Source organism: Echinicola jeungdonensis (assembly GCF_030409905.1).
Taxonomy (GTDB): domain Bacteria; phylum Bacteroidota; class Bacteroidia; order Cytophagales; family Cyclobacteriaceae; genus Echinicola; species Echinicola jeungdonensis.
This window is the reverse complement of record NZ_JAUFQT010000001.1, coordinates 1,883,187-1,897,210: the sequence shown is the minus strand read 5'-3', so window position 1 is coordinate 1,897,210 and position 14,024 is coordinate 1,883,187. Positions and strand designations below refer to the sequence as shown.

General features: G+C 41.2%; 13 protein-coding genes and 1 tRNA gene. 10 read left to right on the top strand and 4 right to left on the bottom strand.

The features are described 5' to 3' along the window. Positions 1-17: 17 nt before the first annotated feature. The 6 genes from dapF (at position 18) to QWY93_RS08120 (ending at position 7,214) form a co-directional block, all read left to right on the top strand. On the top strand, positions 18-791 hold the full coding sequence (dapF, locus tag QWY93_RS08145; protein ID WP_290247696.1) for a diaminopimelate epimerase: 774 nt from the start codon (positions 18-20) through the stop codon (positions 789-791). A 114-nt stretch (positions 792-905) separates the two neighbouring features. Next, positions 906-4,289 (top strand): preprotein translocase subunit SecA, encoded by a 3,384-nt coding sequence (secA, locus tag QWY93_RS08140; RefSeq protein ID WP_290247695.1) that lies wholly within the window; start codon positions 906-908, stop codon positions 4,287-4,289. A gap of 10 nt (positions 4,290-4,299) precedes the next feature. After that, the gene (locus QWY93_RS08135; RefSeq protein WP_290247694.1) at positions 4,300-4,839 is read left to right on the top strand and encodes a hypothetical protein; all 540 of its coding nucleotides are present in this window, start codon (positions 4,300-4,302) and stop codon (positions 4,837-4,839) included. A gap of 2 nt (positions 4,840-4,841) precedes the next feature. Then, positions 4,842-6,041, top strand: a complete 1,200-nt coding sequence (locus QWY93_RS08130) for a M20 metallopeptidase family protein (protein ID WP_290247692.1) — start codon at positions 4,842-4,844, stop codon at positions 6,039-6,041. A 231-nt stretch (positions 6,042-6,272) separates the two neighbouring features. Continuing rightward, complete coding sequence (locus tag QWY93_RS08125; protein WP_353959648.1) at positions 6,273-6,707, top strand: VOC family protein; 435 nt, start codon at positions 6,273-6,275, stop codon at positions 6,705-6,707. Between the two features lie 126 nt (positions 6,708-6,833). Next, the gene (locus tag QWY93_RS08120) at positions 6,834-7,214 is read left to right on the top strand and encodes a VOC family protein (RefSeq protein ID WP_290247691.1); all 381 of its coding nucleotides are present in this window, start codon (positions 6,834-6,836) and stop codon (positions 7,212-7,214) included. Positions 7,215-7,262: 48 nt separating this feature from the next. Here QWY93_RS08120 and QWY93_RS08115 read toward each other — a convergent pair whose 3' ends face one another. The 4 genes from QWY93_RS08115 to QWY93_RS08100 form a co-directional block, all read right to left on the bottom strand. Then, entirely contained in the window at positions 7,263-8,750 is a 1,488-nt protein-coding gene (locus tag QWY93_RS08115; RefSeq protein WP_290247690.1) for a sensor histidine kinase, read from the bottom strand. A 45-nt stretch (positions 8,751-8,795) separates the two neighbouring features. Then, positions 8,796-9,488 (bottom strand): response regulator transcription factor, encoded by a 693-nt coding sequence (locus QWY93_RS08110; RefSeq protein ID WP_290247689.1) that lies wholly within the window; start codon positions 9,486-9,488, stop codon positions 8,796-8,798. 119 nt (positions 9,489-9,607) lie between these two features. Beyond that, on the bottom strand, positions 9,608-10,945 hold the full coding sequence (locus QWY93_RS08105) for a spondin domain-containing protein (protein WP_290247688.1): 1,338 nt from the start codon (positions 10,943-10,945) through the stop codon (positions 9,608-9,610). A gap of 494 nt (positions 10,946-11,439) precedes the next feature. Continuing rightward, positions 11,440-11,511, bottom strand: a tRNA-Arg gene (locus QWY93_RS08100). Positions 11,512-11,738: 227 nt separating this feature from the next. Here QWY93_RS08100 and QWY93_RS08095 point away from each other — a divergent pair. The 4 genes from QWY93_RS08095 (at position 11,739) to rplS (ending at position 14,011) form a co-directional block, all read left to right on the top strand. Beyond that, the gene (locus QWY93_RS08095; protein WP_290247687.1) at positions 11,739-12,308 is read left to right on the top strand and encodes a 30S ribosomal protein S16; all 570 of its coding nucleotides are present in this window, start codon (positions 11,739-11,741) and stop codon (positions 12,306-12,308) included. A gap of 15 nt (positions 12,309-12,323) precedes the next feature. After that, a complete protein-coding gene (gene rimM, locus QWY93_RS08090) occupies positions 12,324-12,854 on the top strand; it encodes a ribosome maturation factor RimM (protein WP_290247686.1) in 531 nt (176 codons plus the stop codon). Between the two features lie 3 nt (positions 12,855-12,857). Continuing rightward, the gene (trmD, locus tag QWY93_RS08085) at positions 12,858-13,565 is read left to right on the top strand and encodes a tRNA (guanosine(37)-N1)-methyltransferase TrmD (protein WP_290247685.1); all 708 of its coding nucleotides are present in this window, start codon (positions 12,858-12,860) and stop codon (positions 13,563-13,565) included. Between the two features lie 77 nt (positions 13,566-13,642). Next, entirely contained in the window at positions 13,643-14,011 is a 369-nt protein-coding gene (gene rplS / locus QWY93_RS08080) for a 50S ribosomal protein L19 (protein ID WP_290247684.1), read from the top strand. The last annotated feature ends 13 nt before the right edge of the window (positions 14,012-14,024 follow it).

The following is a 14,024-nucleotide window of genomic DNA, read 5'->3' as shown; positions in this document are numbered from 1 at the left end:
AATACAGAGATCGCAAAATGGAAATATCATTTTATAAGTACCAAGGCACGGGAAATGATTTTGTCATGATTGATGACCGGGAGGAAAAATTTGAGGTTGAAAACCTGGAATTGGTCCGAAAGTTATGCAATCGTAAATTCGGAATCGGCTCCGATGGCTTGATCCTGATCAGGTATAAGGAAGGATATGATTTTGAAATGATATATTATAATGCGGACGGCACCCAAAGCATGTGTGGCAATGGAGCCCGATGTGCTGTTTCTTTTTCAAAATTTCTGGGCATTATAACGGAAAACACCCATTTCCTGGCCATAGACGGTCCCCATGATGCGTGCATCAAAGACGGCTGGGTAGAATTGGGCATGAGCAACGTCAAACAAATTAAAAAAGCTGGAGAGGATTTCTTTGTCAATACGGGCTCCCCTCATCATGTCCGCTTTGTGGAAAATGTAGATGACTATCCGGTAGTCAATACCGGGGCGGAGATTCGTTACAGCCAGACCTACCAACCAGATGGCACCAATGTTAATTTTGTTTCCAATAATGGAAATGAGGGGATTTTTGTACGTACCTATGAAAGGGGGGTGGAAAATGAAACCCTTTCCTGCGGAACAGGGGTTACCGCATGTGCCCTGGTTTATGGTCAACAAAACCAAAAAGACCTTGTCAATATCACAACCCCTGGTGGAAAATTAGCAGTAAAGTTTAAAGCCAATGATAACGGCAGCTTCCAGAACATCTCCTTGATGGGACCTGCAGAACAGGTTTTTAAAGGATCCATTTCCATCTAATCCAATAGTAAAGGAAATTTCCACGGATCGGGGTAATACTCAGGTCCAAATACTACCGATTCTAATAAAAAGAAAGTAATTTTAAAGCCCTTATTCAATAAGTATTAAAAATATATGTTAGACTTAATAACAAAAGGCCTGACCAAAATCTTCGGAACGAAGTCAGATAGAGATATAAAAGAGCTATTACCCATAGTAGACCAGATCAATGATGCCTACAATCAACTTCAAAGTTTATCTGATGATGAGCTGAGAAATAAAACAGGGGAGATCAAAGCTGAAATAGACAAGGATCTCAAAAATATTGATGATCAAATCAGTAAACTCAAATCTGAAATAGAGGCTTTATCGGCAGAAAAAGTCCATGAAAAGGATGCCTTGTTTACCCAAATAGATAAAGTTGAAAAGGACCGGAATGAAGCTTTGGAAGGCGTATTGGAAAAAATATTGCCACAAGCCTTTGCCGTGGTCAAGGAAACTGCCAGGAGGTTTAAGGAAAACGAAAAACTGGTGGTCAAAGCCAAGGATTTTGACCGGGAACTTGCGGCCAAAAAGGACAATGTGGAAATCAATGGAGAGGAAGCCATTTGGCACAATAAATGGATGGCAGCAGGGACTGAAATCATCTGGGACATGTTACATTATGATGTCCAGTTGATCGGTGGAATGGTCCTTCATAAAGGTAAAATTTCCGAAATGGCCACCGGGGAAGGTAAAACCCTTGTATCCACCCTGCCTGCCTATCTCAATGCCTTGGCGGGTCGAGGGGTCCACATCGTAACGGTCAACGATTACCTGGCCAAAAGGGACAGTGAATGGAATGCTCCCTTGTTTGAATTCCATGGATTAAGTGTTGATTGTATCGACAAATACCAGCCTAATTCCTTGGCCAGGAGAAAGGCCTATTCCTCAGACATTGTTTACGGAACCAATAATGAATTTGGCTTTGACTACCTGAGAGACAACATGTCCAGAAATGCGGACGACCTGGTACAGGGCAAGCACCATTTTGCCATGATAGATGAGGTGGACTCCGTTTTGATTGATGATGCCAGAACGCCTTTGATCATCTCAGGGCCGGTACCAAGGGGTGATGAACATGAATTTTATGAAATGAAGCCCCGGGTGTCTACCTTGGTAGATGAGCAAAGAAAATTGATTCAAGGTTACTTAGCTGAAGCTAAAAAGCTCATTGCAGAAGGAAACCAAAAAGAGGGTGGTTTGGCTCTTTTCAGGGCTTATCGCGGAATGCCCAAATATAAGCCATTGATCAAATACCTTTCTGAACCAGGCATCCGGGTCATCCTTCAAAAAACCGAAAACTATTACCTGCAGGATAACAAAAGGATGATGCCTGAGGCAGATGAACCTTTGTTGTTTACCATAGAAGAAAAATCCAATACGGTAGATCTTACGGATAATGGCATCGAAGTTATTACCAAGAAAAATGAAGATTCCAATTTCTTTATTCTTCCTGATATCGGGTCAGAAATTGCCGATATGGAAAAGGATCAAGATTTGGATGATAAGGAAAAGCTGATCCGGAAAGAGGAAATCATTAAGGATTATGGTGTAAAAGCCCAGCGGATCCACACAGTCAACCAGCTTTTGAAGGCCTATTGCATGTTCGAAAAAGATACCGAATATATTTTGGTGGAAGGCAAGGTGAAGATTGTGGACGAGCAGACCGGCCGGGTGATGGAAGGAAGAAGGTATTCTGATGGACTTCATCAGGCTATTGAGGCAAAAGAGAATGTAAAGGTCGAGGATGCCACCCAGACCTATGCGACCATTACCCTGCAAAACTACTTTAGAATGTACCACAAACTCTCCGGTATGACCGGTACTGCTGAAACAGAGGCAGGTGAGTTTTGGGAAATATATAAGTTGGACGTTGTAGTCATCCCGACCAACAAACCCATCCAAAGGGATGACAGGGAAGACAAAGTTTATAAAACTGTCAGGGAGAAGTTCAACGCTGTAGTTGATGAAATCAATGATTTGACGGAAAAGGGAAGGCCCGTGCTTGTAGGTACTACTTCAGTAGAAATTTCGGAAGTACTCAGCAGGATGCTTACCCTGAAAAAGATCAAACACCAGGTATTGAATGCCAAACAGCACGCCAGGGAAGCTGAAGTTGTTGCAGAGGCAGGTAAACCTTCCACGGTGACCATTGCGACCAATATGGCGGGACGGGGTACGGATATCAAGCTTACACCGGAATCCAAAAAGGCAGGTGGACTAGCCATCATTGGTACAGAAAGGCATGAATCCAGACGGGTGGACAGACAGCTTAGAGGTCGTGCAGGCCGTCAGGGTGATGTGGGCTCTTCCCAGTTCTTTGTTTCCCTGGAAGACAGCCTGATGCGTCTATTCGGTTCTGAAAGAATTGCCAAATTGATGGACCGCATGGGGCTGGAAGAAGGAGAAGTTATCCAACACTCCATGATAACCAAGTCCATAGAACGTGCACAAAGAAAGGTTGAGGAAAATAATTTTGGTGTTCGAAAAAGGTTGTTGGAATATGATGATGTGATGAACTCCCAAAGGGAGGTTGTATATAAACGCAGGAAAAATGCCTTAATGGGTGAAAGGCTGGAGCTGGATATCCTGAACATCTTGTATGATGTGTGTGATGATATCATCGAAATGGCCAAATCCACTGAGGACATGGAAAACTTGCGAATGAATATTTACAGCACCCTTGGAATCGATTACCAGTTTGAGGCCAGTGATATTAAAGCAAAAGACAAAGCAGTGCTTACCCAGGAATTATTTGATGCTGCTTATCAAAATTATCAGGTCAAGAACCAAAGGATCCTTGAACGGGCTTTACCTATTTTAAAAGATGTGCATAATCAACGTGGGGCCACCGTTAAAGAAATCATGGTGCCGATTACAGATAGCATCAAACAGATTGGGGTGGTGGTAAATCTGGAATCCACCATAGAAAATGAAGGTAAAGACTTGATCAGGGCCATCGAGAAAAATGTAACCCTGGCCATCATCGACCAAAATTGGAAAGAGCATCTTAGGGATATGGATGACTTAAAACAGTCTGTCCAAAATGCTGTTTATGAGCAAAAAGACCCGCTATTGATCTACAAATTTGAATCCTTTGAGATGTTTAAGCGATTCATTGGCAAGCTCAATGATGATATCATTTCTTTTATTTCCAAAGCAGAACTTCCGAAACAAGATCCTGAGCAGGTAAAAGCTGCCCAGGCCCAAAAGACGGCGGAACCAAAAGTACAAGCTTCTAAAGAGGAAGCTACCAGCTCCCTGAATCCAGGTGCTAACAGAGCAGCAGTAGCAGCAGCCAATGCCAACCGTGGGGCACAAAAACAGGCCGTTGCTCCAAGGAAATCAGAAAAAGTTTATGGAAGGAACGACCGCGTTTCTGTACAGTATGCTAATGGAAATGTCAAAAAGGATGTAAAATACAAAAGTGTTGAACAGGACATCACTTCAGGCAAGTGTATTGTAATAGAAGAATAAAAAGACCATCATGACCAAGCAAGTTTTCTTTTCCTTTCTGACTTTGCTTTTCCTGGCCAGTTGTGCCGGAACCGGGAAAATGAGCCGCTCAGCAGCTTCTTACAACAATTATTCAGAAGACCTTTCTTCTTACAGACCCAGTTTTCCGGAAATTCCTCAAGCCAGGGCAATCCCTGAAGAGGTCCCAGTCAGTGCGGGTAGTGGAACTCCTGTGGACAAAGACCTTGAGTTTGCCCTTGAAAAATTCACTCAGGAAAATGCCTCCAAAGATTATTTTAATGGTTTTACCATTTTGGTTTATAGTGGAGTGGACAGGGAACACGCTTTTGATACCAGAAACCAGCTATACAGCTCTCTTTCCAGTAATTTCAAAGCGGAAATGGAGTATCAACAACCCCGTTACTTGGTAAAAGTGGGACGGTTTTTAAACCGTATTGAGGCACAGGCCCTTTTTCACTCCATCAAAAAGGAATTTCCATCTGCCAGAATTATTCAACAAAGATTTGAAAGACAAAAAGGGGATCAAGAAGGAGAGGAAGAAGAAATTTAAACATGTTAAAAGAAAAAATAAAGCAATTGGCCAAGCAGCAGCTTGAGCAGGTAATCGAGAACAGAAGACATATCCATAGCCATCCGGAGCTTTCTTTTGAAGAGTACAAAACGAGTGCTTTTGTGGAAAAGGAACTCCGCTCCTATGGGATAGAAAAAATAGAAAAAAAGGCGGATACCGGAATGGTAGCTCTCATTGAAGGAAAAAACCCCTCCAAAAAAGTATTTGCTTTAAGGGCCGACATGGACGCTTTGCCTATCACCGAGCAAAATGAGGTTCCTTACAAATCCCAAAATGAAGGGGTAATGCACGCCTGCGGCCATGATGTCCATACCTCTTCCCTTTTAGGGGCAGCTAAAATCCTTCAAGAGGTAAAAGATCAATTCGAAGGAACAATCAAATTGATCTTCCAACCAGGTGAAGAAAGAATTCCAGGAGGAGCTTCCCTTATGATCAAGGAAAAAGCCCTGGAAAACCCAAAACCATCAGGAATATTGGGACAGCACGTTATGCCCCTTATTGATGCGGGAAAAGTTGGTTTTAGAAAGGGTATGTATATGGCAAGTGCCGATGAGATCCATGTGACAGTAAAAGGGAAAGGGGGCCATGCAGCCATGCCTGAAACTCTGGTGGATCCCATTTTAATTGCTTCTCACATGATTGTGGCCTTGCAGCAGGTGATCAGCCGAAATGCCAGTCCCAAAATACCCTCTGTGCTTTCCTTTGGTAGAGTGGAAGCTTTGGGTGCCACTAATGTGATTCCTGATGAAGTAAAGATCCAAGGCACTTTCCGAACTTTGGATGAGAATTGGAGAGCAAAAGCCCATAAAAAAATGATCAAAATCGCCGAAGGCATTGCTGAAGGTATGGGAGGATCTGTAGATTTTGAAGTTCGTAAAGGTTATCCTCACCTAAAAAATGCCCCGGAATTAACCGAAAGAGCTTACCTTGCTGCCCAGGAATTTTTGGGGCCTGAAAATGTCCAGGACTTGGATATCTGGATGGCAGCTGAGGACTTTGCCTATTACACTCATGAAATGGAAGGGTGTTTTTACAGGTTGGGTATTAGAAATGAAGAAAAGGGCATTACATCAGGCGTTCATACCTCCACTTTTGACATTGACGAAAGTGCCTTAGAGGTGGGAGCAGGATTAATGGCTTGGATCGCATTGAAGGAACTGGAAAATGAAACAGGGAAATAGCCGTTCCCTATCATTTAATAAAAATATTTCACAGCCTGAAGGTAAAATTCCTTCAGGCTTTTTTGCTTCTAAAGTGTTCCCCTCTCGTACACCCGAAAGTTAACAAATGATTTAAAACACTATATTTCAACATGATACGGTGATAATTGTTTGATTTTTGGGTTCAATCCTATCGCATTTTTTGTAAATTGAATAACTAAAATTTTCAAGTTTTCAAGGAATTTGTTTTAACTGAACCTAAGTAACCATGTCAAAAAAATCTTTGTAAATCTACCTGTAAAAGACCTTGAAAAATCCATCGGTTTCTTTACAGAATTGGGGTTTTCCTTTAACCCCCAATTTACAGATGAAAAGGCTACCTGTATGATCATAGAGGATGGACATATATTTGCTATGTTAATTACAGAAAATTTCTTTAAAACATTTACCAAAAAACCTATTTCTGATGCCAAAAAAAACACTGAAGTCTTATTGGCTTTGCAATTGGAGAGTAAAGAGGAAGTGGACAAATTAGTCAAAAACGCCGTAAATGCAGGTGGAGACATTTATATGGAGCCAGTGGACCATGGCTGGATGTACCAGCACAGTTTCGCTGACCTGGATGGACATCAATGGGAGCTGTTTTGTATGGATGAAAAGTCAGCCCCTTCTCAACCTGATGGATAGGTTTATTTGTTTATTAATAAGAGTCCACCGCTAACTGCCCTCAGAGAACAGCCATCGACAAACGATCACAATAAAATTGTAGTAAATCTCTTTTGTTATAATAAGTGAAAATCAAATAGAAAAATCATGTTTAAAAACTCAAAAGCCTTCTGTGGATTTTCAGTAGATGATATTTCCAAAGCCAAAACATTCTATGAAAACACTTTGGGAATTCCGGTAAAAGAGGGTTCTATGGGGATATTGGAGTTACATATAGCAGGAAGCACACCCTTGATCATTTACCCTAAACCCAATCACCAACCTGCAACTTTTACTGTTCTAAACTTTCCGGTTGATGATATCGAAAAAGCAGTGGATCAATTAATAGCCAGGGGAATTACCTTTGAGCAATATGAAAAACCTATTAAAACAAATTCAAAAGGAATCTGCAAAAGCGACCATGGGCCTCAGATGGCCTGGTTCAAGGATCCTGCAGGAAATATTCTGTCAGTTTTGCAAATGAATTAATTAACCGGTTAAGCCAAGAAACAAATCTAAATTCCCAAAAATAGACATTTAGACTGATTGGACAATTTTCTCATATTTATCCAGTTCAAAAGAAAACACAGCACCCTCGCCTGGTTTACTTTCCACATCAATTTGGGATTGATGGAGCTCCAAAATCTTTCTGACGATATCCAGGCCCAAACCGATACCTCCACTACCCAAACCATTTTCATGAACACCTTTTTGGTACCTGCGAAAGATCAGGTTTATTTTTTCTGAAGGTATTCCATCTCCAGTATCAGCTACCCAAATTTTCACTTTTTCTTCTCCTTCCTTAACCCCAATATGGACTTCACCTCCATTGTTGGTAAATTTTATGGCATTATCCATTAAGTTTTGAATTACCCTATCTATCAAACCTATATCTCCATAAACAAAAGACAACTTTACCGGAATATTGCTTTTTATAGCAATCCCCTTTTTATTGGCGATCATTCCATATTTCAAGACATTATCCTGAAGCAGTTCATTCAAAGAAAAAGGCTCCATATCTGGCTCTACCTCATTGGATTCCAATTTGGACAATTGAAAAAGTTGGTCAACCAATATTTTCAGTTGTCCGGTATTATTAAGAATAATTTGAATATATTTTTGCTTTTGCTCATCATTCAACTCCTTTTCTTTTAAAACCAAGGTCTCAGCAAATCCCTTGATGGTAGATAAAGGGGTTTTTAAATCATGGGAAACATTGGCCACCAGCTCCCTCCTGGATCGTTCAATGGCTTCAATTTTTTGGATATTTTTGGAAATAGTATTGGCCATATCGTTGAAAGTATTTGCCAATTCCTGAATTTCCCCTTTTTGCTGGATTTGAATTCGGGAATTAAAATCCCCCTGTTGGAATTTTCTTACTGCTTCAATTACTTTATTCAAATTTTCCGTTAAATAATAAATGGCCAAAGTCCCTATTAAAAATGTAGTAAATACTAGCAGGGCAACAGTTTTGGCACTGATATTCAAAATATAATTGATCAGGATATCTTTTCTGGCTGCGGCAAATTTTTGCCCGGTTAGAACAACATAAACATAGCCTATAAGCGCTTCGTCTTTTTGTATGGGAGATACGGAAAACACCTTTTTCTCCCCTGGATTTCGGGGGTCCGACCCTTTTTCAAAGGAATTATCAGGTTGTTCCAACAAATTTTTAACCGGCTCCATATCAATTTTGTGATTTTTTATCAAGCTATCCGGAGCGGAATAAAACTTAATATTTCCCAGGGTATCCGTAAAATATATCTCGATGGCAGGATGGAGGACCATTGCGTTATGAAAAATATGATCTAGCTTTTCATTATTTAGGCTATCCAGTGAAAGGATTTCCAATTCATTGGCAATATGCGCAGCAACATCCTTATTTAAATGCTGATTGGCCTCCTCACTAAAACGGTTGGCCGACTTGGCAGTTAACAATAAAAACACAAAGGACATTACCAGCAGTAACCCAAAAAGGATAAGTGTGATTTTCCAGAATAAAGTATTAAACCTAACTTTTTCCATTTGATGCAATATCTCTGCCCCAATGAGGCAATTTCATAGTTGCCTTTAATCTGCAAATCGATATCCTATACCCCAACTGGTAAGGATATATTCCGGATGCTGCATATCCTTCTCAATTTTGGTACGGAGCCGGTTAATGTGGGAATTTACAGTATGCTCAAACCCTTGGTAATCATAATCCCAGACCAATTGCAATAATTTTTTCCTACTAAAACTTTTTCCTGGGTGGGTAGCCAACAGGGCTAAAAGTTCAAATTCTTTTGGAGTTAAACATAACCGTTCCCCGTATAGACTGGCAAATTTTCCGTCAAGATTTATCTCCAAGTGGTTATACCTTATTTTTTTCTTAGGATCAGATTTTTCCTCCTGGGCTATTTTTATCCTTCTAAATAGGGCCTTTACCCTTGCCTTAAATTCCAAAACACTAAATGGCTTGGTGATATAAACATCAGCCCCAAGCTCCAATCCGGTCACACGATCCATTTCTTCGGACTTTGCTGTCACCATCATGATTGGAGTATTTACTCCTTCTTTGCGTAAACTGGCACATATTTCTTCACCACTCATTCCCGGCAACATGAGATCCAAAAGGATTAAATCAAATGTTCCATTAATGGCAACTGAAAACCCCTCATCACCATTTTCAATATGGATCATCTCACATTCCAAATCCTTCAAATGAATTGAAATCAATTCCGCAATATCCAAATCATCTTCTATGACCAGCACTTTTTTCATAATATCAAAGAATGATAATTTATGCAAAATCATCAAATCATCTTTCAATCAACCCTTTTGTAAAATAAACAAAGGAAGGCTAATTTAAAAGCCTTCCCTGTTTATGATTTGGTGGGCTATTAATTAGAAGTAACTGTGACTTTAATAACTTCCTCAACCACTGGATAGCTATATTCATCATCCACTGGCCTTACATTTCCATTTTCATCAGGACCAGTATTGGGAGCACTTTGCCGGGGAGCTTGATTAGGTCCAAATCCCGGTTCTTCATTGATCTCTGTTCCTGCATCATAAAGGGAAATATGGCCTGTCAGGTCACCGGATAATCCTTCTCCATTTTCAAACAAGGCAATTCCACGGTCTGGGAAAGCATAAATAAGATCATTAGATTGGACATACATGGTGACCAATGAAAGCCTTTGACCTTGCCTTGCTGTAAAGCTAAACTGGTAAGATCCTCCTGGGCCAATAGGGGATGGAGAATCAGCTCCAAGGGGTGTGGTAAAGGCACCGCTTTCATTTACTCCCACTTTGCTCATTAGACTATTGGCCAGCATTCCAGGCATGCCATCTTCTGCTATGGCTTCCAAACCTTCTCCATAATCAGGAGTATCTTCGTCATAAATAGGCTTTCCTCCAGTATGAACCGCAAATGCACCTGGAGATAAAATATTGGTGATGCCGGTTTTGTCGGGTAAGAATTCCCCCATTGGACCAGCATTTCCATCTTCAGCAATTTCTTCCAGGCCATTTCCTCTTTCTGGTTCTCCGGTTGTAAATAAAGGAGCAGGATTAGTATGCACTACCCAACCTCCTGGAGACAATGGAATCAGGGCGTTATTACCCATACTTGTCACCAGGGTCATCTCATTGGAAACATTTTCAATTCTGACTTTGAATGTAATATCACTTGCAGGAATCAAAGTCACTTGAATCACTTCCTCCACCTCAGGATAAGAATAGCCATCATCCACCATACTAATGGGAAGGACATTGCCATTTTCATCCGTGCCATCCCCGGGATTTTCTTGTCGGGGTGCTTGTTGATCCCCTTCTCCGGGTTCCTGATTAACTTCAGTTCCTGCATCCCAAAGGATAATCTCATCAGTAACATCACCAGAGCGTGGCTCTCCTTCTGCAGTAAATAAGTCAATTCCGCTTTCATCCGGACCATAAAAGAGGTCATTGGATTGGGCAAACATCGTTGCAAAAGAAAGTTTTTCCCCTTTCCCAGCTTTGATATCAAATTCAAATGCCCCGCCAGGACCAATAGGACTTGGCATTTCTGCCCCTACTGGAGTATTAAAAACCCCAGAATTGGAAAACATAAATGCGGAAGCCACATTTTCAATGGTTACCGTAAACTCTTGGGTTACCGGCTTAGGCATCTCCTCCGGCCTACAAGCCACTGCGATCACGAAAATCGCCATTAATAATAGTTTCAATAAGCCTTTCATAACAACTTCTGTTTTGGTTCATGGATTAAAGTTTTTAAAAGTATCCATTAAGTATCACAGAAGTGTAACAAGGGGAAATTATTGGAAATGCTGGTTTTAACCCCCCCCCCCCAACATTTTTCAAATAAAATTTAATTGGATGGGTCTATAAAAATTCGCTAAGAATGATCTGGAATTTGGGAAAGGAAAAATAAAGATTAATGTCACTGCATTAACCACACACCCGATAGCACCGACAAATTTCTGCAAATAACTTTTCCAAAAAATTCTTCCTTTATTGATCCACAAACTCATCTTAAGATTCTTCTCCCTTAATGGTGGCATTGTTATACCACACTTCATAAGGTCTCATTGCAAATGAAGGCCCCTTGAAAAGGTAATTGGGCTATAATATTATCTAAACCAAAACCTTGACGCCCCCTTTCCTCCAACCTTAGATAAATAACCCCCAAAAAAAGAAAACCAGCCCTACAAGCTGTAAAGCGGGTTTCTAGTAGCCTCGCTAGGAATCGAACCTAGATCTAAAGTTTAGGAAACTTCTATTCTATCCATTGAACTACGAGGCCATTTATTAGACAAAGGTGGCAAAAATCCTTTTCTTTGTCAGGTATTTTGTCCTTTTCTCAAGGAGTTTTCAAAGAGCGTTTCTCTTTGGAGACGCAATTTAAAACATAATTTTCTTAAACCGCAAATAATCTTGGGCTATCTTGTTCTTTTCAAGATAAATGCGCTATCTTTGCAGTCCAAATTTCCGATGGACGGGTTCCATCAATTCACTAAATATCAATAAACTATGGCAGTAAAAATCAGATTAGCACGTAGAGGTAGAAAAAGACAAGCCATCTACGATGTAGTAGTAGCTGATGGTAGAGCTCCACGGGATGGACGTTTTATCGAAAAAATCGGGTCTTACAACCCTAACACTGACCCTGCATCTATCAACATCAATAATGACCGCGCTTTGCAGTGGTTGTTGAATGGTGCCCAACCTACTGACACGGTGAAAGCGATGCTTTCTTACCGAGGCGTATTGTTGAAAAAACACCTTCAAATCGGTGTGCTTAAGGGAGCTATCTCTCAAGAAGAAGCTGACAAGAAATTTGAAGCTTGGTTAGAACAGAAGGAAGCTACCATTTCTGGCAAAGTGGACAAAATCACCAAAGCCAAAGAAGAGGCAAAGAAAAAAGCCCTGGAAGCTGAAGCCGCTAAAAACCTGGCTCGTCAGGAAGAGTTCAAGAAAAAGGAAGAAGAAGCCAAAGCTGCAGCCGCTGCTGAAGATGCTGCCAATGAAGAAGAGGCTCCTGCTGAAGGAGAGGAATCTTCTGAAGCTCCTGAATCCGGAGAAGAAGAAAACAAAGACTGATTGCATTCCTAATCCATGAACAAAGACAATTGCTTTGAATTAGGCTATATTGCCAAAGTTCATGGGCTCCAAGGTGAGGTCGTGGCAGTGCTGGATGTGGACTTTCCTGAGGATTATGAGGACATCGAGCATGTCTTTGTGGACCAAAACTCCAGACTTGTGCCCTACTTCCTGGAACATTTTGTCCTTCAGCCCAACGGCCGCATACTGGCCAAATTTGAGGGTTTTGATGACAAAGATTCGGCTGATAATCTCGTAGGCTCAGCACTGTTTCTGCCCCTTAAAGACCTGCCAAAACTCCAAGAGGATCAGTATTACTTTCACGAACTGGTCGGATTCGAAGTGGAAGATCAAAATCTGGGAGCAGTAGGAAATGTAACCGTCATTTATGACCTTCAAACCCAGCACCTGTTGGGGCTGGACCACCAAGGAAAAGAAGTCCTTATCCCCATTCAGGAAGGCATCATCCAAAAGGTGGACAAGACAGCAAAGAAAGTTTACTGTCAATTGCCAGAAGGCTTACTTGACATATATTTGGAGGATTAATCCATGAGGATCGACATTATAACTGTGGTACCCGGCCTTTTGGAAGGCCCCTTTTCCCATTCCATCCTAAAAAGGGCGGAGGATAAAGGCCTTGCCAAAGTCAGGATCCACAATCTCAGGGATTACGCCAGTGGCAAACAAAAGCAGGTCGATGATTATGCCTTTGGAGGAGGCGCAGGAATGGTAATGATGGTTGAGCCCATTGCCAAATGTATCCAAGCCCTCCAGGCAGAAAGGAATTATGATGAAATCATCTACATGACCCCGGATGGTCAGCCTTTCAATCAACCTGTTGCCAATGAACTTTCATTAAAGGGAAACCTCATCATCCTTTGTGGACATTACAAAGGAGTGGATGAAAGAGTAAGGCAAAAGTACATCACCCGGGAAATCAGTATTGGGGATTTTGTCCTCTCTGGGGGGGAGCTTGCCGCAGCTGTGCTGACGGATGCGGTAATCCGGCTGATTCCAGGAGTACTTAATGATGAAACTTCCGCCCTTACAGATTCCTTTCAGGATGGGCTTTTGGCACCTCCGGTATATACACGCCCGGCAGATTATAATGGAATGAAAGTTCCAGATATTCTTTTGTCAGGACATAATGAAAAGATAGCCAATTGGAGGTTTGAAGAATCGGTTCGCCGGACCAAAGAAAGAAGACCGGACCTGCTTCAAGGTCCAGTTTCAGAGCCTGGCGATGAAGTTAAATAATTGATAATTAATTGAATAAAAAACAGAATTGCATACCTTTGCAATTCCAACCGCGATAAGCACATAAATTTAAAGATATGAGCGAACTACTTAAAGTTGTAGAAGAGGAATACAAAGACGTAAGGTCTAAATTTCCTTCTTTCAAAGCAGGAGATACCATCAACGTTCACGTTAGAATTACTGAAGGTAATAAAGAGCGTATCCAGCAGTTCCAAGGCACCGTAATCCAAAGGAAAAATGTGAATTCCAATGGTGAAACTTTCACCGTAAGGAAAATTTCCAGCGGCATTGGTGTAGAAAGAATATTCCCAATCTTGGGTCCAAGCCTTGAAAAAATCGAAGTATTGAGAAAAGGTAGGGTTAGAAGAGCCCGTCTATACTACTTGAGAGGCCGTCAAGGTAAAGCTGCAAGGGTAAAAGAGAAAATTCAGGTAAAAAGCAATTAATAGCTTTTTTCAA

Excerpts from the sequence above, each read along its gene's own strand:
- dapF (WP_290247696.1), top strand. The coding sequence starts at position 18 with ATGGAAATATCATTTTATAAGTACCAAGGCACGGGAAATGATTTTGTC.
- secA (WP_290247695.1), top strand. The coding sequence starts at position 906 with ATGTTAGACTTAATAACAAAAGGCCTGACCAAAATCTTCGGAACGAAG.
- QWY93_RS08135 (WP_290247694.1), top strand. The coding sequence starts at position 4,300 with ATGACCAAGCAAGTTTTCTTTTCCTTTCTGACTTTGCTTTTCCTGGCC.
- QWY93_RS08130 (WP_290247692.1), top strand. The coding sequence starts at position 4,842 with ATGTTAAAAGAAAAAATAAAGCAATTGGCCAAGCAGCAGCTTGAGCAG.
- QWY93_RS08120 (WP_290247691.1), top strand. The coding sequence starts at position 6,834 with ATGTTTAAAAACTCAAAAGCCTTCTGTGGATTTTCAGTAGATGATATT.
- QWY93_RS08115 (WP_290247690.1), bottom strand. The coding sequence starts at position 8,750 with ATGGAAAAAGTTAGGTTTAATACTTTATTCTGGAAAATCACACTTATC.
- QWY93_RS08110 (WP_290247689.1), bottom strand. The coding sequence starts at position 9,488 with ATGAAAAAAGTGCTGGTCATAGAAGATGATTTGGATATTGCGGAATTG.
- QWY93_RS08105 (WP_290247688.1), bottom strand. The coding sequence starts at position 10,945 with ATGAAAGGCTTATTGAAACTATTATTAATGGCGATTTTCGTGATCGCA.
- QWY93_RS08095 (WP_290247687.1), top strand. The coding sequence starts at position 11,739 with ATGGCAGTAAAAATCAGATTAGCACGTAGAGGTAGAAAAAGACAAGCC.
- rimM (WP_290247686.1), top strand. The coding sequence starts at position 12,324 with ATGAACAAAGACAATTGCTTTGAATTAGGCTATATTGCCAAAGTTCAT.
- trmD (WP_290247685.1), top strand. The coding sequence starts at position 12,858 with ATGAGGATCGACATTATAACTGTGGTACCCGGCCTTTTGGAAGGCCCC.
- rplS (WP_290247684.1), top strand. The coding sequence starts at position 13,643 with ATGAGCGAACTACTTAAAGTTGTAGAAGAGGAATACAAAGACGTAAGG.